The sequence below is a fragment of the Pseudomonas sp. EZ-C24 genome, from assembly GCF_014525325.1.
Taxonomy (GTDB): domain Bacteria; phylum Pseudomonadota; class Gammaproteobacteria; order Pseudomonadales; family Pseudomonadaceae; genus Aquipseudomonas; species Aquipseudomonas shirazensis.
In genome coordinates, this window is the sequence record NZ_JACDIU010000014.1 from 365809 (window position 1) to 390666 (window position 24858).

A 24858-nucleotide genomic window follows, 5' to 3' on the forward strand; every position below is an offset into this window, starting at 1 on the left:
AGCCAGCTTGGTCACGGCGCTGCTCGCCAGCATCATCCAGACGCAACTGATACTCAGTGAGTTGATCGGGCTGGGGGCGCCGATCACGGCATCGATCCGCATGCACTCGACCGTGACGGATCTGATGACCTTCGCGCCGATCATGATGGCTATTGCAGTTGCGACGCTCGCCCCGGCGTTGCTGCTGGCGCATTGGCTGGCCAACAAGGTTTCAGTGCCACGCATGGCATTATGTGCGGGTGCTGGCATGTGTGGGCTTTGGACGGTGTTCTGGCTGATGCGCTCGGTCATTCCCATGCCGGCGATCCCCGGCACCAGAGACTTGCTCGGCCAGGTGTTGATGGCTTCGACGGGGATTGTCGCGGGTTTGCTGTATGCACAGCTGACCTCATCAACCCTCGCAGTTGTAAGCAGTCAAGACCGGGCCAAGGCGCTATTGGCGGTTGCGCTGGCTGGTATCCCGGCCATCCTGTTCTTTATTGGCGCACCGGCTGGCGTCGAGCGGCCTGCCGTCGTTGATGCGAGTAGATACAAAGTCCAGACAGTGGCCACTGGCTTGAGACAGCCATGGTCGGTTGCACTACTGCCGGATGGACGCGCATTGGTGACCGAGATGGCAGGGCGCCTGCTGGCTATCAGCAGCGACGGCTCAACTGCACAGATAAACCTCGATGGGCTTCCGGCGCTGTTCCAGCAAGGTGCTGTCACTGGATTGATGGATGTCGTGCTGGACCCGCAGTTCGAGCACAACGGCCTGCTTTATCTAACCATGGGTTATGGCAAGGCAGGCGCCAATGGCACACAGCTGGTGCGGGCCAGACTGGTTGGCAATGCGTTGAATGACGTCCGCGTGCTATTCAAATCGACACTCAAGCCCAGCGCCGGCAACAACGGCGGGCGCCTGGCATTTCTCGCCGATGAGACCCTGGTGCTGACCGTAGGCGATGGCAGCACGCGCCGCGAAGAGGCGCAAAACCGGGCCAATTCGCTGGGCAGTGTGGTCAGGCTCGACCGCGATGGCCGGCCACCGGCGGACAATCCTTTCATCGATCAGGCAGGCACCGCTGCCGAGCTCTACAGCCTGGGCCATCGCAACCCGCAGGGCATCGCGGTCGATCGTGCAACCGGCGATTTGCTGCTCAGCGAACACGGCCCCCGCGGTGGTGACGAGATCAATCAGATAGTGCCGGGCGGCAACTATGGCTGGCCCATCGTTACCGGCGGAGTTGACTATCCGTTTGCGCAGGTAACACCACTACGTCAGCTGGCGGGTTATGAAGATCCAGTCGTGCAGTGGACACCCTCGATCGCACCGGCCGGCCTTGCCGTCTATCGCGGCACGATGTTCCCGGACTGGCGCGGCAATTTGCTGGTACCTGCGCTCAAGGAACGGGCGGTGCGTCGAGTATTGCGCAACGGCCGCCAGGTGGTCGGGCAGCAACTGCTGCTGGCAGATCTGAAGGAGAGGATGCGCGATGTCAAGGTTGCGCCGGACGGTTCAATCTACGTCCTCACCGACGGGCCTGACGCCAGGCTATTGCGCATCGTCGAACCCTGAGTCGGATCAATCGGCCATGAACTCACGCGGCGGCGGCTGCAGATCAGCCAGCAGATTCTTCAAACCATCGCTCCATTGCCGGCGAATATGGCTGTAGTACGGGTCATCCTGATGGATGCGCACCGGCGCCTTGGCGGCAAAGCTGTCCTTGGCATACACCAGCAGATCCAGCGGCATGCCCACTGACAGATTGCTGCGGATGGTCGAGTCGAACGAAATCAGGCCGCAGCGCAGCGCCTCGTCCAAAGGGGTGTGGTAGGTCAGGTTGCGATCGAGAATCGGCCGGCCGTACTTGCTCTCGCCAAGCTGCAGAAACGGCGTGTCCTGGGTGGCCTGGAAGAAGTTGCCCTGGGCGTAGACGTTATAGATGCCCATCTCAGCGCCGGCGATCTGGCCGCCGACCATGATCGTGCAGCTCAGGTCGATCTGTGCGGTCAGCTTGCTGCGGTCGCGGCTAATGACTTCGCGCAGCGTATCGGCAACCAGCACCGTGGCGTCGTACAGCGAGGTGACATTCAGCAAGTGGGTGCCGCTGCCGCGGCTGCGCTGTTCGAGCAGGCTGACCACCGATTGCGAAGTGGCCAGGTTGCCTGCGGTCTGCAACACGATCAGGCGTTCACCTGGCGCGCTGAAGACGAACAACTTGCGAAAAGTGGAGATCTGGTCGATGCCTGCGTTGGTGCGTGAGTCGCAGATGAACACCAGTCCGTCTGCCACGTGCATGGCGACGCAATAGGTCATGCTGGTTACCTTGTGCTGTGGGAATAGAGGCCCCGTCCTGGCGAACCTGACGGGGCTTTGTTGCTACTGGCGATGGACGTGAACGCTGGCCTGCATCGACTCGGTGCCGCCACCGCGGCGTACACCGCGGACCGGGCAGGCATCCAGGTAGTCGAGGCCGACTGCCAGTTTCAGGTGGCGCTCGGGGCGGGTGATGCGGTTGGTCACATCGAAGCTGTACCAGGCGTCATCGATCCAGGCTTCGGCCCAGGCGTGGCTGGCCAGGTGGGTTTCATCCTCGGTGCACAGATAGCCGGACACATAGCGCGCCGGAACGCCCAAACTGCGGGCGCAGGCGAGAAAGGCGTGGGTGTGGTCCTGGCATACACCGGCACCGCCGTTGAAGGCTTCGATGGCGGTAGTGACTACCGAGGTGGTTCCCGGGCTGTACGGCATCTGGTCGGCGAGGCCCTGCATCAGTGCGGTCAGCGCTGCGCGGTCACGGTGCGCGCCGCAATGCTGAATGGCAAAGGCCTTGAGCGTGTCATCGGCCTGGGTCAGGTGGCTGGTGCGCAGGAACGGCAGGGGCGACTGCTCGCCGGCTTCCTGCTCGCATTCGGAGTCGATTTCGACCTGGCCGCTGGCGGTCAGGGCCAGGTGCCCGTGGGGTTTGTCCAACGTCAGCACATGCAGGATGTTGCCGTAGGGATCGATCTGGCTGTTGACCTTGCGCGGCAGCTCCAGCTGCCAGTCGAGGATACGCTGGCGATCGCTGCTGCGCGGGGTCAGGCGCAGCAGCTGGATGCTGTTGCTGACATCGCTGGCGTAGCTGTAGGTGGTGTCGTGACGGATAGACAGTTTCATACGACCTCCAGGTAGGAATTGTGCACGCTCTGGCCCAGCTGGTGGATACGGCCGATGAAGTCGGTCAGCCACAGGTGCAGGCCGGCGTCGAGAATTTCGTCGATGCCGGTGTAGCGCAGGCGCGCATTGAGTTCGGCGGCCATGCGCTGGGCGGCGCGACCGGTGTTGCCCGGCAAGCCGGCGAGGATCTGGTCCAGCTCGTCGATGCAGGAATGCAGCGAGCGCGGTACGTCGACCCGCAACAACAACAGCTCCGACACCGGCCGCGCGCTGGGCGCGTTACGGTAGATCTCGTTGAACGCCTCATAAGAGGTCAGGGCGCGCAGCAGGGCGCTCCACTGGTAATAGCCGCGGGCCGAGTCGTCGCTGACTTCTTCGGAGGTTTCGCCGAACATTTCATAGCGCGCATCGAGCAGGCGCAGGGTGTTGTCGGCACGCTCGAGAAAGGTTCCCAGGCGGATGAAGCTGTAAGCATCGTTGCGCATGATGGTGCCGGAGGTGGCGCCGCGGAACAGATGCGAGCGCTCCTTGACCCAGTCGCAGAACTGGCTGATGCCATAGCGGCCGAGGCCGTTGCTGGCGATATTGCGCATCTCGATCCAGGTGGCGTTGATGTTTTCCCACATGTCGGCGGTGATACGCCCGCGCACGGCGTGGGCATTGGTCCGCGCTGCCTGCAGGCAGCAATAGATGCTGCTGGGGTTTTCCGCATCGAGGGCGAAGAAGTGCAGCATGCGCTCGGAGTCGAGCTCGGTGTGCTTGCGCAGGTAGTCGTCAAGGGTGCCCGAGGCCAGCAGCGACATGGCCAGTTCAGCGTGGCCATCGGAGCGGCCGGCCTGGGGCATCAACGACAGCGAGTAGCTGACTTCAAGCATGCGCGCGAGGTTTTCGGCGCGCTCCAGGTAGCGCGACATCCAGTACAGATCGGAAGCGGTTCTTGAGAGCATCGGTCAGTCCTCCACCACCCAGGTGTCCTTGGTACCGCCGCCCTGCGACGAGTTCACCACCAGCGAGCCTTCCTGCAACGCCACGCGGGTCAGGCCGCCAGGCACCAGGCGGGTCTCGCTGCCGGACAAAACGAACGGGCGCAGGTCAATATGGCGCGGGGCGATGCCTTGTTCGACAAAGGTCGGGCAGGTCGACAGGCACAGGGTCGGCTGGGCGATATAGGCATGCGGGCGGGCTTTGATGCGCGCGCGGAAGTCCTCGATCTGCGCTGCCGTTGCCGCCGGCCCGACCAACATGCCGTAACCGCCGGAGCCTTGGGTCTCCTTGACCACCAGCTCGGGCAGGTTGGCCAGCACGTGGGACAAGTCGGCAGGCTTGCGGCATTGCCAGGTGGGGACGTTCTTGAGGATGGGCTCTTCGCTGAGGTAGAAGCGGATCATGTCGCCCACATAGGGGTAGATCGACTTGTCGTCGGCCACGCCGGTGCCGACGGCATTGGCCAGCACCACATTGCCGGCGCGGTACACCGAGATCAGGCCGGGCACGCCAAGGGTCGAGTCCGGGTTGAAAGACAACGGGTCGAGGTAGTCGTCATCCAGGCGTCGGTAGATCACGTCGACCCGCTGCGGCCCGGCGGTGGTGCGCATATAAAGATGCTCGTCACGCACGAACAGGTCGGCGCCTTCGACCAGTTCGATGCCCATCTCGCGGGCGAGAAACGCATGCTCGAAATAGGCACTGTTGAAGCGCCCGGGGGTGAGCACTACGGCGGTCGGGTTGTCCAGCGGGCTGGCGCTCTTGAGTGTGTCCAGCAGCATGTTCGGGTAGTGGTCGATCGGGGCGATGCGCTGCGCGGCGAACAGCTCGGGGAACAGGCGCATCATCATCTTGCGGTCTTCAAGCATGTAGCTGACGCCGCTTGGGGTACGCAGGTTGTCTTCGAGCACGTAATAAGTGCCATCGCTGTCGCGCACCAGGTCGACCCCGGCAATGTGCGCGTACAGCCCACGGTGCAGGTTCAAGCCCTGCATTGCGACCTGATAGCCCTCGTTGGCCAATACCTGTTCGGGCGGAATGATGCCGGCCTTGAGAATGCGTTGGTCGTGGTAGATGTCGTGCAGAAACAGGTTCAGCGCCTGCACCCGCTGAATGCAGCCGCGCTCGACAATGCGCCATTCACTGGCGCGGATGCTGCGCGGGATAATGTCGAAGGGGATCAGGCGCTCGGTGTCCTGCGCGTCACCATAGAGGGTAAAGGTGATGCCAGCGCGGTGGAACAGCAGGTCGGCCTCGCGTCGACGTTGTTCCAGCAATTCCAGCGGTGTATTGGCCAACCAGCGCGAAAAAGCCTGGTAGTGGGAGCGGCAACTTCCGTTTGCCTCATACATTTCATCGAAAAAAGCCCGGGACATACCCACTCCTTGCTACGCATCGTCAGCAGCGTTGTCGCATACCTGATCAGCGTTGCAATGAAGGTGCCGAAACGGGCAGGGCAGTGTGGCTAGGGCTCGAATTGATGCAGAAATTGCGATTGGGCGCTGTTTAGCATCAGAAAAACGACGCGCCAACGGCTTTTACGCTCAATCCCCATCAACGGTGGGAAGGCGTGGCGCATCAAACAGGTGCACGTTGCCAGGCTTTGCCGAAGTTGCCCCAAACGGGGGCGCTCAGGCGGTGGGGCGAGCGTGCTCGACCAGTTCAACCCGGTTGCGGCCGGCGGCCTTGGCGCGGTACATGGCCTTGTCGGCGCAGACCAGCAATGCGTCCAGATCACTTTCGGCAGTTGTGGCATAGACCAGGCCGATGCTTGCCGTCACGCCGTGCTCGCTGCTCACGTTGAGTTGGGCGATCAATGCCCGCAGGCGCTCGGCAATCTCGACGGCCTCGGCCTGGGGCGTGTTGGGCAGCAACAGTGCGAACTCTTCACCGCCGAGCCTGCCTGCGATGTCATCGTCGCGCAGGCAGGCACTGATGACCGTGCCAATGCGTTGCAGGACCCGATCCCCCGCCGCATGGCCGAAGGTGTCATTGATCTGTTTGAAAAAGTCGACGTCCAGCATCAGCACAGCGACCAGCCCGCTCTGCTGCTCGCACAAGGCATGCTGGGCCGAGGCATGATCGAAGAACGCCCGGCGATTGTTCAAACCGGTCAGCCCGTCTGTGCAGGAGGCAATCATGGCCAGCCGGTGGGCATGTTCCATTTCATGCTTCAGGCGCCAAGCAGTCTCCAGTGCTGACGACAGACTGCGGGTGGCATTGACGACAAACGAGGCAAACACCAGCACCGCCAGGGCTATGCCTTGTTGCAAGGCAGAAGGCTGCAGTAACAACCAGATCGTGCAGGGCAGCAGCACCAGAGCAACGGACACCAGGGTCATATTGCGAAAGGACGAGTAACACGACACCGCGCTGACCGACATGCCTACTGCAAACAGCATGATCAGCGTCTGCCCGACCAGATCACCGAGCGGCATCACCGCAAGCGCGCCGAGGCCCCAGGTGCCCGCCGACAATGCCAAGGTCAGCCAGTAGCGGCGCTCCCACTGTTGCGGCGAGCGCTGGTTGGGCGCGGCGCGGCGGTAGGTGATGAACATCTCGGTACGCAGCAGCGTGGTCGCGGTCAGCACGCTCATCCAGATGAGCACCGCTTTGTGATCAAAGCGCTCCCAGCCCATCCAGCACAGCATCGCTGCAGCCAGGTAGCTGCCCAGCACCGCCGGCGCCGATTGCACGAACAGCTGCTTGAGCCGATCGGTCCTGACGTGCTGGGTGATCTCGGGGCGAAGGTCGGGGGCGTTCATGGCGTGAGGCCACAGCTCTGGATACGGGTGCGGCATTGTGTCATTGCGCCAGCGCCGCGCAAAGCGCTCCAGGCGAACGTTCATTGCTGCCATGCGTCATACCCTAAAGCCTGCGTACATTCACTTTTGCCTTGTGGGGAGCTTATGACAGATCAGGACGACTACATTAAATGGCTCGAAGCGCGTTCCATGCTCAAGATTTCCCAGGACCGGGCCAAGCTCTACGGCGGCCAGTCGCGGCTGTGGATGAACGCCTATGCCGAGTCGCAACCGCGCCGGGCAATTGAAATATCCTCGGTGTGGTTGACGGTGTACCCCGACGCGATCGTCTCGCCTGAAGGGTCTTCGGTGCTCCAGGCGCTGGGCCATGAAGCGCTGTGGAAGCAGTTGTCCGAGATTGGCATCCAAGGCATTCACACCGGTCCGATCAAGCAGGCCGGTGGGATCAGCGGTCACCAGTTCACGCCAAGCGTGGACGGTAACTTCGACCGCATCAGTTTTGACGTCGACCCGCTGTTCGGTACCGAAGAAGAATTGGTGCGCATGAGCAGGATCGCCGCCGCGCACAACGCGGTAACCATCGATGACCTGATCCCCGCACACACCGGCAAGGGCGCGGACTTCAGGCTGGCCGAGCGGGCCTATGGCTTGTATCCGGGCTTGTATCACATGGTCGAGATTCGTCAGGAAGACTGGCACCTGCTGCCTGACGTGCCCGCGGGCCGCGACGCCGTCAACCTGTCACCAGCGGTATGCGACGAGTTGAAGGCGCGGCATTACATTGTCGGCCAGCTGCAACGGGTGATCTTCTTCGAACCGGGAGTCAAGGACACCGACTGGAGTGCAACACCCGCGATTACCGGCGTCGACGGCATCGAACGGCGCTGGGTCTATCTGCATTATTTCAAGGAAGGGCAGCCGTCGCTGAACTGGCTCGACCCATCGTTTACCGCCCAGCAGATGATCCTCGGTGATGCGCTGTATGCCCTCGACTGCCATGGCGCACGCGGTATCCGCCTGGATGCCAACGGATTCCTCGGCGTCGAAGCCCGCGCCGAAGGCCCGGCCTGGTCCGAGAGCCATCCGTTATCGATCACCGGCAACCAGATCCTCGGTGGGATGATCCGCAAGGCCGGCGGTTTCAGCTTCCAGGAACTGAACCTGACCCTGGATGACATCGCCCAGATGTCCAAGGGCGGTGCCGACCTATCCTACGACTTCGTTACTCGGCCGGCCTACCAGCACGCGTTGCTGACCGGCGATACCGAGTTCCTGCGCCTGATGCTGCATCAGATGCATGCGTTCAAGATTGACCCTGCCTCGCTGATCCATGCCCTGCAGAACCATGACGAGTTAACCACTGAGCTGGTGCATTTCTGGACCCTGCATGCCCATGACATGTTCATGTACAAGGGCCAGACCATCCCCGGCAGCATCCTGCGCGAGCATATACGTGAAGAGATGCATGAGCGCTTGTCTGGCGAGCATGCGCCGTACAACCTGCGTTTCGTCACCAACGGCATCTCCTGCACCACCGCGAGCCTGATCACTGCCACGCTGGGGATTCGTGACCTGGAGCTGATCACCGAGGACGATATCGCCCAGATCCAGAAGATCCACCTGTTGCTGGTGATGTACAACGCCATGCAACCCGGCGTGTTCGCGCTGTCGGGCTGGGACATGGTCGGCGCACTGCCACTGCCGGCCGAGGCTGTCGCCGAGCGCATGCTCGATGGCGACACGCGCTGGATTCACCGCGGTGGCTATGATCTGGCTGGGCTGGCGCCTGAAGAGCAAGCATCCGTACGTGGCATCCCCAAGGCCCGCGACTTGTACGGCAGCCTGGACAGCCAGCTGCAACGCAGCGATTCGTTTGCCAGCATGGTGAAAAAGATCCTCGCTGTGCGTCAGGCCTATGGCATCGCAAGCAGCAAGCAGATTCTGGTGCCGGAAGTCAGCAGCCCTGGCTTGCTGGTCATGGTGCATGAACTGCCTGCCGGCAAGGGTATCCAGATCAGCGCGCTCAACTTCAGTGCTGAAGTCATCAGCGAGGAACTGACACTGGCCGGCTTTACCCCGGGGACCGTGGTCGACATGATCAATGAAACGGTCGAGGGCGACCTCAGCGAGGACGGGCGCTTGATGATCAACCTGGAACCTTACGAAGCGCTGTCGCTGCGGATCGTCAACAGCAGCGGGCATTTCTGAGACGTTAACTCGCGCTGTGAAACCAGACCAGCGACCGCGCCGGTCTGGTTTTGCGCAGAGTTGTTGGAAGCCAATCGAACCAAAAAGCTGTCTTCTTGGTCAGGATAAGGGTCTAGTCCACCACATAAGAGTCTGACCATGCATATCTTTACCTTGGAATACCTCTTCAACGGCGAGCGCCGCACTCACCAGCTCGAGCTCAAGCAGGATCACCTTGCCACCCATGAGGCCGCGCTGCACTTGATCATGTTGCACCATGGTGATGGTGAGAACAGCCTGGTCATGCCTGACGCCGATGCCACTCCTGCCGAAGTTCTCGAGCAGGCGGCTTTACTCGGCATATCTGAAGTCAGCGTAGTGCTTTGATCCGCCACAGCTGGTAAAAGGACCTTCCGCTGGCGCCATGAAGCACCGGCGTCTGAAAGTAGCTGAAGGGACTCGTCATGCAGAAAACAATCAGGCTGGCCAACGCCGCTGATATCGATGCAATTTTCCATATCCGCACAAGCGTTAAGGAAAACCACCTGTCGCGTGAGCAACTGACGGACATGGGCATCACCCCCGAAGCCATTGAACAAGCACTTATCGAGGCACCGTGTATCTGGATTGCTGAGGTCGACGGTGTCCCGGCAGGCTTTTCAATGGCTGATAGCGGTGATGCTTGTGTGTTCGCGGCATTCGTACTGCCCCAGTTCGAGGGGCTGGGCCTGGGTCGCTGCCTTATGGAACGCGCAGAGTGCTTCCTTTTCCAGCAGCATGAGACGATATGGCTGGAAACCGCAGAGGCCAGTCGCGCCAGCGGTTTTTATCGCAAGCTCGGCTGGCGCTGCGTGGAGCAGTTGCCTGAAGGCGATATTCGCATGGAGAAGCGCCGGCAGCAGGCTGATACATAGTTTGCCGGCAGTCCTACGGCTCGACGATGTTGTCCAGCAGTGTCGTTCCGTAGGAGTTGTCGACGGCGCATAGCCATTGGTCCGCGATGAATCGAAATACGTAAGTTGCTTTGCGCGAAATCTCGATTTTGTCACCTGCCTTGTCAGTAGCCTGCAACAGGGTTTGCATGACGACGAGCGCGACATCAGCCCCCGGAATGACCTGCATCTCGCCTTGCGTGACAACAATGCTGTGATTGAAATGCTCCGCGATGGCGACAAATGCGCGGCGGATGCTGTCTTTGCCGGTGACCGTCAAACCCGGTTTGACCACCAGCGTTGCGTCGTCGGCATAAAACTTCATTAACTCGTCGAAATCTTCGGCGGTGATCGCGTGATCAGCGGCCTCAATTGTCGCTTTGAGCGTTCGGGTAAGTGCATCCATTGCTGTGCTCCTGCGTGAGAATGCTGTGCACCGCCAACCCGGCGCCTGTGATCACGGCGATAAGCCCTGACGTCTCTATGAACGTTGGCAGCCTGGCGTTGAAGAGTAAGCCGAGCAGGGCGGCAAACAAAGACTCCAGTGAAATCAGTTGACCTGAGAGCACCATCGGTAGCCGCAGTGTCGCAGCGTTCCAGGCCCAGGCGCAAATCACCGAAGACACAGCAGAGAAGCGGTAATACCCCCGGGCTGGCCCCGATTAGAGTCAATGATTGCGAATCCTTGGCCTGTCCAATCATCCAGCATGGATGCAAAGCCAGTACCCCACCTGGCGTGTACATAGTAGCGTTGCGCATTCGACGAACTGCCACGGTCCGTTGTCTGTCTGCCCACGGATCGGGCCACTCACGAACTAGGATGTCAGCATGGAACGTGTTCAAGCGGTAAACCAAGCGGCGATTGATGAGGCGCTGATCGTCTTTGCTCGTTATAAGATGGGAGCGATCAGGATTTTCGACCTGGAGCGCGCCATGAGTTACGAAGTTGGCGAAGCGTTGGCCAAAACTGACCTGGTGAGGTTTTCGATTGCCAAGATGGCTTCCGGTCGTTATCGCATCAGTGATGAAGGGGAGAACGCCATTACCGAAGCCGGTCGCGCTCGCCTAGAGCGGCTGCGGGGGTAAGGAGACAAAGCGTCCTGGGAGCAGCCGATGAGCATACGCAGCCTCGTGAAAAACTTGCCGGCGGACCCTGCCAGACCAGGCTGGGTGCTCGGCTGGGGCGTGCTGCGCGACCGCCATCCGTGGCATCTGGTCGATGTATATGCCGACCAGACTACCGCCAGAATAGAAGCCGAACGCCGCGGCGACAGTTACGTCGTGGAGTTCGGCTCGCACCGCATCGGCTCAAGCGATTTCATCTGCGGCGTCAGCTTGCCCGAGGGCTGACGGGCAACCAGGCCGCGGGGGATGTTAAAAGCGATAGGCAGCACGCAGCGACAGCGCATCCGAGCGCGACTGCTGCCCCAGTGCCCGCGTGCCTTGATAGCCAATCCCGGTGCTCAGCCCCGATGCCCACAGCAGATCCATCCCGAGCGACGCAGCCAGGGTGTCGTCACCGAAGCCTTCGGTGGTGATCGTGTAGGTTGAATTGCCAACATCGGCATAGCCAAGGCGGGCGCTGGATTCGGAGTTGAAGGTGTGGCTGAACTCCAGGCGCGAGCGCAACGTCAGGTAGGCCCAACTCAGCGCAATCCCGTACTGCCCACGCAGGCCAGCCACGCCCGACACCAGTGAAAAACGCTGCTGGGCGTAATCGAGGTTGTTGGCATCTGCATTCGACTCCTGATAGCCGTGCAGCCAGGTCGTAGAGGTATCCAAGCGGCCATAGGGCGATACCAGCCAGTTCTGGCTTTTCAGCTCGTAGCCAGAGCTTAGCGAGGCGAACAGCTGATCGCCGTCGCGGCTGCCTTTGGCGTAGCCGCCGGAGTCAGTCACGAAGCGCTCACTGTCGAATTGCAGGCGGCTGTAGCCGAGCAGTGCATCGACAAATACCGCGCTCGGGTGATAACTGGCATAGGCAGCCACGCTGTAAGACTTGCCGCGGTTAGTGCTGCCGGCAGAGCCGATATCACTCTTGTCGCTGCCATAGCCAACCCCCACTCCGGCTGTCAGCGCACGGCTCAAGCGAAAGTCGATCCCGCTGCTGACGCCAATCAGGGTGCTGCTGACCTTGCTGCCGCCGCGCTCGGTATTGCCGAAATCAACATAGCCCCCTGTCCATACCGATACATTGCCGCTGGCAGGCGCAGTGGGGTCATGGTCGGCTGGATCTGCATGCATCAGTTGCGGCTGGTCGTCGGCCAGCATCTGTGTGGCTGCGAGCATATCGAGATCGGTCTGCTCGCTGTCGGCCGCCTGGCCTGGCTTGTTCCGTGGGTGTGCCTGCGTGGGGTTGAAGCGCAGATTGAAGGCGTTGCGGTGCCCGTCCGGGCTATGCAGTTGCTCAAGACGGTCAGTGAAGTTGGTGACCTGCGCCCGGGCGAACTGCTGAGCACTTTGGGTCTGCGCATTGAGCACGCCGATCACTTCGGCGTCCTTGCCCGGGTCAGGCCGTGCATTGATCTGCAGGGTCAGTGTTGCAACCTGCGAGACACCCCAGGCGTTTGCCAGGGTGAAGCGCAAAGTGACGGTGCCACTGGCCCTGGCCGCTGCCGTGAATTCAAGGACGGTCTGGTTCAGGCGCACGCTGCCCAACGCCTGCGACGGTGTGTCGAGCAGGGTTGCAGAGGTGAACGGGCCGCCGCTCGCGCCCGCAGTCAGGTTCAGGGCGACACTCTGGCCGGCCGCAACCGACGCACTGACATCGGCTGCCTCGGGGGTGACGCCGTTGCTGAGCAGCGAGTAATTGGCCGTCATTTGGGTGCCGTTGGCATCGGTCACGCTGATCGAAAATGAGCCGCTGCCGGTAGTAGTCGGCGTGCCGAACAGGCTGCCGGATACCGGGTCCAGCGTCAGCCCGGCCGGCAGCCCGGCCGCACTGAAGCGATAGGGGCTGACGCCGCCGCTGGCACTCACATTCTGCCGGTAGACGCTGCCCACGGTGGCAGCGGGCAACGCGCCGGCTGCCGGAGCCAGCACCAGGGTAGCAGGGCTGACCGTGATGGAAACGCTGGCAGCAGCCGATGTGCCACTGGCATTGCTGGCACTGTAGCTGAAGCTGTCACTGCCCGAGAATCCTGCTTGGGGCGTGTAGCGAATGCTGGTGCCACTGGCGACCGCCGTGCCATGCAACGGCAACGATGTGACGGTCACGGTGGTAGCAGCGCCACCCGAGAGCCCCAAGGCAATGAGGTTGTTCGACGAGTTGGCGGCGACCACTGCGGATACTGCCGCGACCGTGGGCAAGGCAGTGCCAATGGCCAGCGTGTAGTTGGTAGTGCCGGCATTGCCAACATTATCCGTGGCCGTGACTGCAACGCTATAGGCGCCGGCCAGCGTAGGTGTGCCGCTGATCACTCCGCTGCTGGTGTCGAGGGTCAAGCCGCTCGGCAAGCCGGTCGCGGCATAGTGATAAGGCGCAGTGCCGCCGGATGCCAGCAGCGAGGTGCTGTAACTGGACGCGACCGTGCCGCCGGGGAGCGGGCCGCTGGCCGGGCTGAGTGCAAGCGTCACCGCCGTGACGGTAATGGTTACAGTCGCCGGCGCAGAAGTGCCGGCCGCGTTGGTGACGGTATAACTGAAGCTGTCGACCCCGGCGAAGCCCGCTGCAGGCGTGTAGCGCAGGGCAAGGCCAGACGCCGTGGCGGTGCCATGCTGGGGCTGGCTGGCGATCGCCGCGCTGTCGGCAGGGCCGCCGGACAGGTTGAGGGTGAGCGCGTTGCCTGTGCTGTTGGCGGCAACGCTTGCCGATACGGCGCTCGCCACCGGCGCCTGCGCCACGATCGAGAGGGTGTAGTTGGTGGTGGCGGTCGCGCCATAGGCGTCGGTGACGATGACCGATGGCGTGTAGCTGCCGGCAGTGGTGGGCGTCCCGCTGAGCACGCCGGAGGAGGCATTCAGCGAGAGGCCCGCTGGCAGTCCGCTGGCTGCGTAGCCATAGGATGCCGTGCCCCCAGCACTGCTGATGGTCTGGCTGTAACTGCTGCCGACCTGGCCTGCGGGCAATGCACCGGCAGACGGAGTGATGATCAGTGTTGGTTGCGAGACGGTCATAGTGACCGTCGCCGGCGCAGAAGTGCCTGAACTGTTAGTCGCGGTATAGGTGAAGGTGTCGCTGCCTGAATAGCCCGCGACAGGCGTGTAACTGATGCTGGTTCCGCTCGCCGTGGCTGTGCCATGGCTGGCTGCAGTAGCGACGGCGACCGAGCTGGCGGTGCCGGTAATGGCCAGGCTGATCGGGTTGTTCGTGCTGTTGGCACTCACGTTGGCCGTAACCGCACTGGCCTGCGGCGCGGCTTGGGCCCTGTCGACGGTGATGGTGTAAGACTTGGTAGTGACTCCATCTGCAGCCGTGATCAGCAGCGTGAAGACGTTCGAACCCACTGCGAGGCCGATGGGCGGGGAAGCGCTACCTGAGTTTACCGGTGTGCCATTCACTGTGACCGTGCTGTTGTTGTCTGTGGTGGTCGGTGTGAGGGAGAGGGTGCTTGTAGCGTTGGCGACCGAAGCGGTGTAGCTGGTGGTGGCCGTGCTGAAAGCTGGCGTCAGGCTGCCTGTCGAGAGCGTTAGGCTGGATAGGGTGGCATCCGTGGATACTGCACTGAGGCTGGTGCAGCTGAACACCAGGTTGCTGATCTGGCCATTGGAGGTCGTAGCCCGAATGGCTGCACCATTGGCCTCCAGGCTGCCTGCGGGGACGGTCATGCTGACCGTGTGCGGCGTATTGGTGGTGCTGTTCGCTGCGTTGTAGGTCTGAAAACCGGCAAGGCTGTAGCGAGCGAGACTAAGGCTGTCAGCAGCGGTGGGATTGCCCTGGTACGCCGCCCCGCTGTCACTGAACGTCAGCGTCAGCGCATCTCCCGGAAGAAAGTCCGAGGCGGGATATTTGTTCGTACCAAATGCCAGTGAAACTGAGCCGGACAAGCTGTTGATGGCCGTACAGCCATTTGATAGCGCGAACGCTGGAACGGTGTTGAATACGGTCAACGCGGCCACGGCCACCCCAGCGCGCAGCCACTGGCCCAACGATATACGGCGCATTCATCACCCGGTGCTTAGGCTTTTATCAAGCAGTTATTGGTAGCTGGCGAAACGGATAACGCCCGTGTCTTGCCGTGAATACTCACTACAGTCTCAGAGCTGGTAGATAGAGCAGGGCGCTGATAGGGGCCAGGATGGCGCTTGGACAGTCGCTCTGAGGGATATCGGCACGTGCGTGCCGAACTTGACGCCTTCCCGTTGAGGAACGCGATAACCCGGAAACCTTGCGGCTTCATTTTCACCGTTAAAGCGAAAGTGTTGCCGGAATGCGAGGGTTTTTCTGCAGAGCTTGCCAGGTGAATATCATCGCCACGGACCACGGTGGTCCTCAAACTCATTGTTCTGGAGAACTTATGATGGATGCGTCCGCCAAAGCGTTGGTATCAATTGCCGTACTCAAGGCCAAGCCTGGTCAACGAAAAGCCTTGAAGGATGCACTGCTGTCGTTGGTCGAACCGACCCGTGCGGAGCCGGGCAACCTGGACTACGTATTGTTCGAGCTGCGTGATGAGCGTGGCACGTTCTACATGCGCGAGGCATTCGCAGATCAGGCCGCGCTCGATGCGCATTTCGCCATGCCGTATTTCCAGCACTTTGCTGGCATCGCTGATGATCTGCTGGCTGAGCCATTGCAGCTGATCTTTCTTGAGCAGGTGTCGGCGTAGCTAGTCGTTTGGCGATATGACCGGTGCGCATCGACGTTGAACTATTCATGACGCCTGTCACCCTAACCTTGTGCAGCTATCTACGGCTCAGGCAGACCCTGAGCCTCCCCACTGACACACGAAGGTTTGACGAACATGAAGAGTGAACAGGTTGAAGGCGTAGTAGAACAAGTTGCCGGTAAAGCCCAGAGCGCTGTCGGGAAACTGTTTGGTGATTCCAGCCTCGAGGCAGAAGGTGCGGGCCGCCAGGCATGCGGTCAAGTGACCCAGGCCTACGGCGATGCAATGAACAGCGTGTCCACCTTCGTCAAAGAAAAGCCGGTGACTGCGATGGCTATTGGCGCGATTGCCCTGTTGGTGCTGGATCGCGTTCTGCGCCGCTGAGTCCAGGCAGGAGCCTCTAGTAATTGTCTCGGTTAGCCGTTGAAGGCGAGAGGCATTGCTTGAGCTTCTGCGAGCTCCAGCATTAAACACATACTGTACTACTGTTGGGCCTCCGTCTGATTAGCTGGAGGCTCAATTGTTTCCGCATCTCCCTGGACTATCCGTTAGCACACTGCGAGGAATCTTCTGTCCTGCTGGAAAGCAGGCCATGAGCAAAAGGGATATGATCCGGTGAGTTCCAAGGCCGCTCGCGCTGACAGTGTTAACGGCTGTGGAGTAGGGCAGTAACACACACGTCGGATAACCTGCCGGAGCGGAAGGTGCAGTAATGTTTTTAAGCCTCGAAGTGCGCAGCTATGAGCGGGACACCCCTCACCATCACCACGATCACGCTCAATTGGTCCTGCCGATTCGCGGCCGAATGGACATAGACGTAAACGGTCGCGGCGGATGTATTGATCAGTCATTGGCGGCACTTGTGGAACCTGGCTCAGATCACTCGCAACACTGCGACATCGATAGCCGCTTTTTGGTTCTGGACTGCGCGCCTTCCACGCTGGAAACGCTCCACATCGAGCGCCTGGCTCGAAACATCTATGTGCCAATCCCCCCCGCAACGCGTCGGCTCATCGAGTTCGCCGAGTTGATAGGTCATGCGCAACTCTCCATCGCGACGTGCCAGCTGGGGCCCTTGTTGTTGTCCTCCCTGAGCCCGGACGCTACCTGTTTTACCGACCCTATGGAGCGGTTGATTGGTCGTCTTCGGAGCAATCCTGGAGCCCATTGGAACAATGAAGCCATGGCTCGGTTTGCCAACATGAGCGTGAGCCAGCTGCATCAGCGATTCCGGCAAGTGTTCGACATGAGTCCGCAGGCCTGGTTGACCGAGTTGCGTGTGCAGGAAGCGCAGCGATGGTTACGTGGAACTGCCTTGCCCATTGCTGAAATAGCCTTGCGTGCGGGCTTCAGCGACCAGGCATCGCTGACACGCACCATGCAGCGCCTGAAAGCCACGACCCCGGCGGCCTACCGTCGTGCGCAGCAACAGCCTGGGAAAAGCATTCCGTAGTTACCGACAATACGCACCGAAACAGCTGCTCCAGACTTCGCTCATCAGGTTTTGGAGCGCGGGTGAAATGGGTGCAGATCGATTATTGCTGAAAGGTATCTTCTACGGGGTGTGTGCGGGTCTGTGCTGGGGGGTGATCTTCCTCGGCCCGCAACTGACCCCCGAACTGAGCGGCCTGCAATTCGCCGTGCTGAGGTTTCTTTGCTATGGCGTGATTTCCGGGGCGCTGCTCGCACCTCGCTGGAAGCGCGTGTGCGCCAAGCTCAGCAAGGCCGACTGGAAGTCGCTGTTCTGGCTCAGCCTGATAGGAAATCTCATCTACTACACGCTGGTGGGCACCGGCGTGCAGTTGGTTGGCATAGCTACAACATCGCTGATTGTCGGGCTGATTCCGGTGCTCATCACACTGGCAGGTCGGCATGACGAAAATGCCGTTCCGCTGCGCAAGCTCGTTCCTTCGCTGTGCTGTGCAGTGGGCGGGGTAACGCTCATCAGTTGGCATGCAATTACCAACGGCGACCGGACCGATATCCTCACCAACATCGCAGGGATTCTGTGCGCGGCGGGCGCGTTAGTGACCTGGAGCTGGTTCGCGGTGAGTAACGCTCGACGTCTGGTTCAGGTCGCCAGCGTTTCCTCCAATGACTGGGCACTGCTGACAGGGGTCATGACGGGCGCTCAATCATTGCTCTTGGCGCTACCTGTGCTGGGGTGGCAGGCCGGAACGTACGGCAACACTGAATGGCTTGATTTTCTTCTGGTAGCTGGCGGGGTAGCTTTTCTGTCTTCCGTGGTGGGCGGCGCGTGCTGGAACCAGGCGAGCCGGCTCCTGCCCTTGGCACTGAGTGGGCAAGTGCTCGTGATAGAGACATTGGCGGCGCTGCTTATTGGCTTTTTATGGGAGCATCGGCTTCCTGACCCATACGAAATTGCAGCAATTGCACTGCTGGTTACAGGTGTTGTCTGGTGTTTGAATTGTCACCGTACTCAGCATCGCCGCGATAGCCGTGTCATGCCGCTTTAGGAAGCGCACCGGGTGAGCAGTGGCAGCTACTGCCGCAGGGCTGACCACGCTCAATGTCGCACTGAAACACTGTAAAGGACTAACAATGCTTATCGTATTCGGCGGCCTTCCAGGCATGCCGGCATCCAGTGGGAGCGACTTTTCAGCCTGCGCCGATGTGGTTCAACAGCGCCGCCACAATGGCCTCGGGCCGGTCTTCTTGCATGAGATGACCGCAATTCTCGACTCGAATACAGGGCTGCTGGGCAATCAGCTCGGCAAGACGCTCGCCCTGCGCATACGGAATCCAGGCGTCTTCAGCGCCCCATAAAACCGACACCGGGCAATCAAGTCTTGTGTACAGCGGCTGAATCTCGTCAGTGAACGCTTGATCCATCTGCGCGATCTGCCGATAGAACGCAGGCTGCCCAACTTCACCCACCCAAGGGGCACTGTAGATGCGCAGGGCTTCTTCACTCAACGGGGTCGCTGCTGAGGTTTGCAGGTAAGCAGCCAGCAGCGCGCGGTGCATGTAATCGGGCATTCCAGCAAATGCTGCCTCGTGTTGGCGGACATGCTGGACGAACGGCGAGCCCCACGGAGCCAAAGCGACTGCGTCGAACAGGGTAAGAGACGCGTAACGGAGGCCGTTCAGGTAGTACCCTCGCAGCGCAGCAGCACCGCCGAAGTCATGTGCGAGCACGTCTGGCCGGTTCAAGCCCCATTCTTTAAAGAGGGCAGTGAGCACATTGTTCTGGACGGCCAGCGAAACGTCCTGACCCGCCCTCATCTCAGACTGGCCGTACCCGATCAGGTCGAAGTAGTACAGGGTGCGATGGTCAGCTAGCAGGGGAACGATGCGCCTCCATACGGACTGGGTCTTTTGTTTGTTCCGGTGGGTCTTTTTTACGGATATAGAAGCATCTTCACCATTCCCAAAATGCTTCGACGTAAAACACTAGTAAACGAGCTGGCAGGCCATGGTGTCGTGGTTGGCTAGCGGCTAAATGCCAGTGATCGCCCAGGCTATCTTGATTCATTGAGGAGGGGCAGATGGTAGATGGGGTGATTTTCGATGCCTTCGGTACGCTTCTTGAGATTCGGAACCGGCAGAGCCCCTATAGACGGCTTCTGCGCCTAGGCTCACAGCAAGGGCGCGTGGCGTCACCCGATGACATCCGCTGGATCATGACCAACGCCTGTGGGTTGCAGGAGGCTGCTGATTTTTTTGGAATCAAGCTGTCCTCCGCTCAACTCGCTGAGCTTCAGAGATCCCTCGACGTTGAAATTCAATCGATCACACCCTTTGAAGATGCGCTGCCAGCTATCGAGCTGCTGCGAAATCGAAAAGTAAGAATCGGTGTGTGCTCGAATTTGGGCGGCCCTTATTGCCCGGGAGTCAGAAATTTGCTGCCGGGGCTTGATGGCTATGCGCTCAGTGCCGAGGTAGGTCTGATGAAGCCTGATGCGGCCATGTACCAACACATCTGCACCCAGCTCGATGTTGCCCCCAGTCGTGACCCAGGGTTGAACGGGTCTCAAGTCATGATGATCGGAGATTCCCGACGCTGTGATGCTGAAGGGCCCAGGGCGGCAGGTCTCGAAGGTTTTCACTTGGATCGAAGCGGAGCGGGGCGCTTCAGTAACCTGCTTGAATTTGTTGCAGGTATTAACCTCAGCAAGGATTGATGCCTACATGCGGCCCTTCGCATTCGATCTCTAAAGCGAGTGTGAGAGCACCAGGCGGCAGACACGGTCTGCAGAAGCTACTCGCCGTCTTCACGAACGAGGGAGCTTCCATTCGCTCCACTTGCCATCAGAGATCGGCCTTGTCAGGGAAAGCACCCGAGGACAAAGCGTCAATCGTCGTCTGTGTGCCCGAGGTCGGCTGGAGTACATTTGTGCTCCTTCCTTTGCTGGGTAAACAGCAGATCATCTCTGGTTTGGCCCCCAACCTTTGCGGTGGGGGCGTTATACTCCGAAGCGAATGACTCCACCCTCATACGCGTCAAATCACCGCCCCGGTGATCCCCAGCTGCTCTGGAAGCTCGGCCCATCCGATATGGGAGGCTGGGTTGGTCGACTGATTTGAATTGTAACCGGGATCGGGAAATCCACACCCACCATCGCTACCTCGCCCTGCTTCAGGTTTGGCAAGAATGCAGCAGCGGAGCGATCGATCTCACCGCAGGCTCGTTCAACGACTTCGCGGTCACGGTCGTTGGTAAGCCGGTGGACGAGCAGGGTACCCATCTGACTGAGCACGCCTTCGGTTATGTCGCGCGGTCGCTGGGTCGCCAGGCAAATGTTCAGACCGTATTTTCGACCCTCCTTTGCGATCAGTTCAAAGGCATCCAGGTTCTGTAGGTCATCCTCGTTACCGACGGTTTTGCCGAGGAAATTATGAGCCTCGTCGAGGATAGTGATTAGCGGCTTTGTCCTGAAAACCTCAGCCCGGGCTCGCTGCAGTAGAAGTCTTCCGATAACGTTGGCCACCACCTCACGGGCGTTGAACTCGTATCCAATTGAGCTCAAGCAGACCCTGAACAGCTTCTTTTCGCTGCGAATGAAGCTGTCCAGTTGATCTACGAAACTGGGAAGGCCGGCGGCGGGACTGAAGACGCAGCCCAGCGACGGCGATTCCATCACGCCGAGGATGCGGGTCATCAGGGATGAGCAATGTGAAATCTCGTTACTCGCACCCCCGAAACGCTCTGGATCGTTGAAAGCGGTCGGGTAGCAGCACTCCTGTACTAACTGAGATACCAGCTTGCGAGGGTTGAACGGCGTGCTTGGATTTCCTACCAGGCTTGCGTTGTTGTCTCTGTTCATTGCCTCGCGATAGACCTCTTTCGATTGGTCTACCTTCCAGACGATGTGCCTTGGGAACAGGTCAGGTGCGAGATGTACGAGTCGGAGGCTTTTGATCGCTTCCCTCAGCTTCGGGCCTTGCGTTTTCCCTGATGGCTGAAAGAGGGCAATGAAGTCGGACTCGGTGAAGCTCGTCGGCGGGATCGCGACTTCTACAGAGCCTTCAGCCCGGTGGAGAGGGCTGCCAAGGTGGCAATGAACCGTGTCATCGCCAACGAGCGAGCGGTATTCGCCCGTGGCATCGATCAGCACTACTTTGGCTGAGAAGCGGCGACATTCCTCGATCAGCTTGGATGTCGTCCAGCTCTTGCCTCCGCCTGTGGAGCCCAGGATTGCGCAGTGCCGTCCAAATATCTTTTCGGGAGTGACGGCAATAGGAAATCCGCCATCCCCGGCAACGTGACCAAGGTTCAACGCTACCTCAGGCGGCGCACCGTCCACCCCCGTTGAAGTCAACAACGGGATCTGGGAAATAAACTCTCCAGGGGCGGAATAGACCCGATCGCCAAGCCGTGGGTATGAGCTCACTCCCGCTGTGACTCGCAATGATTGCGGGTTTACTGAGCCCAATAGGCGTATGAAGCCGATCGCATCAATTTGGCGGCTGCCTGCAAAGTCTTGGGAAATCTCCGAGCGATCCCTGTCAGGCAGTGTCACCTCGGTTATGCGCCCGAGCAACACGGCTTGCTGGCCTTCAATGAGCACGAGCTCGCCCACTTCACCTTTGCCGTACCGGTTGTGTCCCAAGTACTGGCCGCTCACGTTGCCGGCATGTGCCAGGTTGGTCTTTACCAGATGGGCGCTCACACTCGAAACCACGCCAATTTTGAGATTGCTAGCAAGAATTCCGTCGAGAGCACTCATACGTTGTGGCCCCCCAGGCGTCTGACGGCATTCGCCAACTGCTCTGCGGGAGAGGCTGTTCTCAGGTGCGGTATGTGGCTGACCAGATCGCTGAACGAGCCACAGATGAAGTGGATGTCCAGGCCACACTTGGCGAGGTCATGGAATCTGCCCCAATAATCGCTTGAGCCATGATGCCCCCGATTGTGCAGGTGTGTGATGCATTGGAAATCGCAGAGTATGAGTTTCAGGCTCGGGTTGGATTGGATCGCTGAAAAGATTGGCTCTGAGAGGTGATCATCGTTGAAGCCGAAGCCCGCCACGATGAGGCAACTGTTAGGCTGACGCAGAAATTCCAGGTAGCGCGACAGAAGCTCCAAGTGAGGCTGCAGGAATGCCTGCTGGTATTTGCCTTTGGCAGGGTAGATGAGGCACGCGTTCGCAGGCGTAGGCGCGGTGTCTTCGTAGATGTCCTTTTCCTCTCTGCTCCAGCTGACTGAACCATGCAACTTCAGTAGCTGGAACACACCTTCGGCGAACTCATGACCTTCCGCCTCTCGCCTGACGATGTCGTAGCTAAAATGCTTACCATCGAACCGCCGCCTACGGGTGTAGGAGAACCCATCGATGGCCATCATGCCGAGGTCAGAGGCTGCTGTCTCGAAGCACATGTCATAGTTTGTGGTGAAGACCTTCAGGCGAGGATCTCGGACTCGTCGTCTCGCCAGCTTCTGCAGCAACTGCCTGTATGCAGAAATATCTGCGGTCGGGGCCCGCAGGAACGCAGAGCATGCGTCCAGGATGACTGCTTTGACCGCGCTGACGAACTCTTCGACGGTCGCGTCTTTGTTGAAGGCGAGATAGGCGTCGCACTGTGAAAGGAAATGCTCGATGTTCGGATTGGTGGTTTCTTTGTAGTGCACCACATCCATCACGCGTGCTGCCGCTTCGGTAGGATCCCCGGAGCCAGGAGTGCACATCGAGCGCTTCCACAGATCCCACATGCTTGGCCCGCCTGGAGCCCCTAAAGACGTTCCACTTCCTGCCAAGAAGCCCAGATTGGGAACTTGCAATGCCGCGGCGAGCATATCCGACAGAGCTGTGCGGTTGGAGATGATCTTTGCTGGATCAGATGGTGGAGCGCCCTTGAGGACGGTGTGGGCGTGTTCATTCAATGGCGCCCAATCAGAAGCCCCTGGTGCCAGGTAGGCTTGAAGGCCCTTACGGTTGGCATCGAGCTCCACAGGTTTGTCAGCAGCGGGCGAGGGTACTACAGCATCTTCTGAAGGGGTGACGGCTGGCGGGGCGTTTTCGTTGGACATCAACACGGTCCTTGTAGGTGTGGCGTATCCCAATGGCGTCCTATTGGCCAATCGAGTGCGCGTGATGAAACCTATGGGCAACGCAGTGTGAGCATAATGCCATCATGGCTTTAAAGCCGGTGATGAGCAACACGTATAGCTTGAAGGCGACCTAATCTTGAACTGGCTGGCTGAGACACGTGGAAGCGAAGGGTGGCGGCTGCCTGAAACGTTAACTTGGTAAGCGGGCAGATCATGTAACTAGGAACGTCACTGCAAGGTGTGGCGAGAGGGTGGGATTGGAGTTGTTTCTGAGCGTGGCAGCCAGGAAAGTGGGTGTTTCGCTGGCTGCGCTGTAATCGCTGCGCAGGCATTCTTGGATCAAGGGAGTAACTGAGATCTGGGTGATCTCCTCAATCGAGAACCAGCGACACTCGACTATCTGGTGTGAAGGGCGAGGCATCGAGGACGGCGGTGTGGCCATACGATACAGCCAGTGCTCTTCAGCCTGGAGCACGTGATGCCCTAGGAACTGGGCATCGGTGAGTCGCAAGCTGGTCTCTTCCAGCAATTCTCGGTGCGCCGCTTCAAGCTGCGTTTCTCCAGGCTCGATTTTCCCGCCTGGAACTAACCGTTCAGGTGCTTCCTTTCGCACAAGCAATACTTTGCCAGCCTGCAAGCAGATGACTGTGGAGTGAAGCTCTATGACGGAAGGCCACCCTGATCGGCCAAAGTTCACGTCAAGCGTTGAGCGGCCTAGGGACGCTGCCATGACTAGGGCATGCAGCCCCCCTCTAGCGCCCGAATCGTGGCCATTCATGCATCCGAAACATGGGTGGCATGACTATCTTCGTCAATAGCCTTTCCAACCGCGATCGCAAACTCACTGAATTCATTTGCCAAGAGATGCGCAGAAAACTGAGCGAATTTTTCCAATATTTCTATTGGCTCCTCGCTTGTTATGGATGGCTTCACACCTTCGATGCGCATTGCGTTGAACATTGAGTGATTGATGAACACTTGAACGTCATCAGCGGTCAGCATCGCATCAAGCCTATGCGCAAGGCGATTGCGCACTGCATTGATTTGACGAAGTCCTGGTGCCAAGCTCTTGAGTTGGAAATCACCTGTGTCCAACATCGAGAGCTTTTGTGCGAATGTTAACCTGGCAGCAGAGAGGTCACCGAGGCGAGGGTTCGCCTTTCCAATATGTTCGGTCAAATAGTACTCAACATACAAGTGAGAGCGTAGGATTCGACCGATATTTGTGACGTCTAGATCCCAGCGACGCTTCATATCCATGAACTCGGAGTCAATTACCTGTTGGAAGCGTTCCGAGCCTCCTAGGTGATAAATAGTCCTTTCAACAACACGTTGCATATCGTTTACCAGAGGCATCGTGGCTCCTAATGATTCCTGGAATGGGTTGGACAGGTAGTTACGTACACGACAGCCGGCCCTCGGAGGGAGCACTCCCTCACAACCCGAAATAGTCAACTGCCTTCCCCGCGATGATCATGTTGATGAAAATGCAGACACGTTGGGCCAATTTACTCAATCGACCTAGCGGCATATGAAAAAGGTGTGAGTGTGCTTCAGTGGGCAATTG

Annotated in this window: 23 protein-coding genes and 1 pseudogene; 11 read left to right on the forward strand and 13 right to left on the reverse strand. The window is 59.6% G+C overall.

All coding sequences use genetic code 11. The features are described from left to right. Positions 1 to 7 precede the first annotated feature (7 nt). A complete protein-coding gene (locus IDM28_RS10785; protein WP_262500058.1) occupies positions 8 to 1558 on the forward strand; it encodes a PQQ-dependent sugar dehydrogenase in 1551 nt (516 codons plus the stop codon). 6 nt (positions 1559 to 1564) lie between these two features. Here IDM28_RS10785 and IDM28_RS10790 read toward each other — a convergent pair whose 3' ends face one another. The 5 genes from IDM28_RS10790 to IDM28_RS10810 form a co-directional block, all read right to left on the reverse strand. Further along, positions 1565 to 2299, reverse strand: a complete 735-nt coding sequence (locus IDM28_RS10790) for a peptidase (RefSeq protein ID WP_101319260.1) — start codon at positions 2297 to 2299, stop codon at positions 1565 to 1567. A 63-nt stretch (positions 2300 to 2362) separates the two neighbouring features. Next, the gene (locus tag IDM28_RS10795) at positions 2363 to 3142 is read right to left on the reverse strand and encodes a transglutaminase N-terminal domain-containing protein (RefSeq protein ID WP_101319261.1); all 780 of its coding nucleotides are present in this window, start codon (positions 3140 to 3142) and stop codon (positions 2363 to 2365) included. Next, entirely contained in the window at positions 3139 to 4089 is a 951-nt protein-coding gene (locus tag IDM28_RS10800; RefSeq protein WP_101319263.1) for an alpha-E domain-containing protein, read from the reverse strand. Before IDM28_RS10800 ends, IDM28_RS10795 begins: the two co-directional genes overlap by 4 nt. Positions 4090 to 4092: 3 nt before the next feature. Further along, the gene (locus tag IDM28_RS10805; protein ID WP_101319265.1) at positions 4093 to 5502 is read right to left on the reverse strand and encodes a circularly permuted type 2 ATP-grasp protein; all 1410 of its coding nucleotides are present in this window, start codon (positions 5500 to 5502) and stop codon (positions 4093 to 4095) included. Between the two features lie 255 nt (positions 5503 to 5757). Beyond that, positions 5758 to 6804: a diguanylate cyclase gene (locus tag IDM28_RS10810; RefSeq protein ID WP_316937007.1), complete on the reverse strand. Its 1047-nt coding sequence runs from the start codon at positions 6802 to 6804 to the stop codon at positions 5758 to 5760. A 231-nt stretch (positions 6805 to 7035) separates the two neighbouring features. On the opposite strand from IDM28_RS10810, the gene treS reads away from it, so the two are divergent. From treS to IDM28_RS10825, 3 genes are all read left to right on the forward strand, one after another. After that, complete coding sequence (gene treS, locus IDM28_RS10815; RefSeq protein ID WP_188035892.1) at positions 7036 to 9099, forward strand: maltose alpha-D-glucosyltransferase; 2064 nt, start codon at positions 7036 to 7038, stop codon at positions 9097 to 9099. Positions 9100 to 9237: 138 nt separating this feature from the next. After that, a complete protein-coding gene (locus IDM28_RS10820) occupies positions 9238 to 9465 on the forward strand; it encodes a hypothetical protein (RefSeq protein WP_188035893.1) in 228 nt (75 codons plus the stop codon). A gap of 77 nt (positions 9466 to 9542) precedes the next feature. After that, positions 9543 to 9992, forward strand: a complete 450-nt coding sequence (locus IDM28_RS10825) for a GNAT family N-acetyltransferase (RefSeq protein ID WP_188035894.1) — start codon at positions 9543 to 9545, stop codon at positions 9990 to 9992. Between the two features lie 13 nt (positions 9993 to 10005). Here IDM28_RS10825 and IDM28_RS10830 read toward each other — a convergent pair whose 3' ends face one another. Both IDM28_RS10830 and IDM28_RS23850 read right to left on the reverse strand, forming a co-directional pair. Beyond that, a complete protein-coding gene (locus IDM28_RS10830) occupies positions 10006 to 10416 on the reverse strand; it encodes a YybH family protein (protein WP_188035895.1) in 411 nt (136 codons plus the stop codon). Beyond that, positions 10379 to 10636: pseudogene (locus IDM28_RS23850) on the reverse strand (EamA/RhaT family transporter); the annotation flags it as partial. The gene IDM28_RS10830 and the pseudogene IDM28_RS23850, both read right to left, overlap by 38 nt. A gap of 202 nt (positions 10637 to 10838) precedes the next feature. Between IDM28_RS23850 and IDM28_RS10835 the strand changes: the two are divergent. Both IDM28_RS10835 and IDM28_RS10840 read left to right on the forward strand, forming a co-directional pair. Next, a complete protein-coding gene (locus IDM28_RS10835; RefSeq protein ID WP_188035896.1) occupies positions 10839 to 11096 on the forward strand; it encodes a hypothetical protein in 258 nt (85 codons plus the stop codon). 27 nt (positions 11097 to 11123) lie between these two features. Then, a complete protein-coding gene (locus IDM28_RS10840) occupies positions 11124 to 11360 on the forward strand; it encodes a hypothetical protein (RefSeq protein ID WP_150571603.1) in 237 nt (78 codons plus the stop codon). Between the two features lie 24 nt (positions 11361 to 11384). Here the strand turns inward: IDM28_RS10840 and IDM28_RS10845 are convergent, their stop codons facing one another. Next, complete coding sequence (locus IDM28_RS10845; protein WP_188035897.1) at positions 11385 to 15113, reverse strand: autotransporter domain-containing protein; 3729 nt, start codon at positions 15111 to 15113, stop codon at positions 11385 to 11387. Positions 15114 to 15469: 356 nt separating this feature from the next. Here IDM28_RS10845 and IDM28_RS10850 point away from each other — a divergent pair, with 356 nt between their 5' ends. The 4 genes from IDM28_RS10850 to IDM28_RS10865 all read left to right on the forward strand — a co-directional run bounded on the left by IDM28_RS10850 (position 15470) and on the right by IDM28_RS10865 (position 18255). After that, a complete protein-coding gene (locus IDM28_RS10850; RefSeq protein WP_188036364.1) occupies positions 15470 to 15778 on the forward strand; it encodes a putative quinol monooxygenase in 309 nt (102 codons plus the stop codon). Positions 15779 to 15913: 135 nt separating this feature from the next. Next, positions 15914 to 16162, forward strand: coding sequence for a CsbD family protein (locus IDM28_RS10855; protein WP_101319281.1), 249 nt, complete (start codon positions 15914 to 15916; stop codon positions 16160 to 16162). Between the two features lie 328 nt (positions 16163 to 16490). Continuing rightward, positions 16491 to 17231: a helix-turn-helix transcriptional regulator gene (locus tag IDM28_RS10860; protein ID WP_188035898.1), complete on the forward strand. Its 741-nt coding sequence runs from the start codon at positions 16491 to 16493 to the stop codon at positions 17229 to 17231. Positions 17232 to 17298: 67 nt separating this feature from the next. Further along, positions 17299 to 18255: a DMT family transporter gene (locus tag IDM28_RS10865; protein ID WP_188035899.1), complete on the forward strand. Its 957-nt coding sequence runs from the start codon at positions 17299 to 17301 to the stop codon at positions 18253 to 18255. Between the two features lie 142 nt (positions 18256 to 18397). On the opposite strand, the gene IDM28_RS10870 is transcribed toward IDM28_RS10865, so the two are convergent. Further along, on the reverse strand, positions 18398 to 19150 hold the full coding sequence (locus tag IDM28_RS10870) for an alpha/beta fold hydrolase (protein WP_188036365.1): 753 nt from the start codon (positions 19148 to 19150) through the stop codon (positions 18398 to 18400). A 137-nt stretch (positions 19151 to 19287) separates the two neighbouring features. Between IDM28_RS10870 and IDM28_RS10875 the strand changes: the two genes are divergently transcribed. Continuing rightward, positions 19288 to 19923 carry an HAD family hydrolase gene (locus IDM28_RS10875; RefSeq protein ID WP_188035900.1) on the forward strand — a complete coding sequence of 212 codons (636 nt, stop codon included), beginning with the start codon at positions 19288 to 19290 and terminating at the stop codon, positions 19921 to 19923. 324 nt (positions 19924 to 20247) lie between these two features. On the opposite strand, the gene IDM28_RS10880 is transcribed toward IDM28_RS10875, so the two are convergent. The 4 genes from IDM28_RS10880 to IDM28_RS10895 all read right to left on the reverse strand — a co-directional run bounded on the left by IDM28_RS10880 (position 20248) and on the right by IDM28_RS10895 (position 24647). Continuing rightward, the gene (locus IDM28_RS10880; RefSeq protein WP_188035901.1) at positions 20248 to 21969 is read right to left on the reverse strand and encodes an ATP-binding protein; all 1722 of its coding nucleotides are present in this window, start codon (positions 21967 to 21969) and stop codon (positions 20248 to 20250) included. Beyond that, entirely contained in the window at positions 21966 to 23270 is a 1305-nt protein-coding gene (locus IDM28_RS10885; protein ID WP_188035902.1) for an SIR2 family protein, read from the reverse strand. The genes IDM28_RS10880 and IDM28_RS10885 overlap by 4 nt, the downstream gene beginning before the upstream one ends. 232 nt (positions 23271 to 23502) lie before the next feature. Further along, positions 23503 to 24069, reverse strand: a complete 567-nt coding sequence (locus IDM28_RS10890; protein WP_316936997.1) for an NUDIX domain-containing protein — start codon at positions 24067 to 24069, stop codon at positions 23503 to 23505. Next, positions 24066 to 24647 (reverse strand): hypothetical protein, encoded by a 582-nt coding sequence (locus IDM28_RS10895; RefSeq protein ID WP_188035904.1) that lies wholly within the window; start codon positions 24645 to 24647, stop codon positions 24066 to 24068. The genes IDM28_RS10890 and IDM28_RS10895 overlap by 4 nt, the downstream gene beginning before the upstream one ends. Positions 24648 to 24858 lie beyond the last annotated feature (211 nt).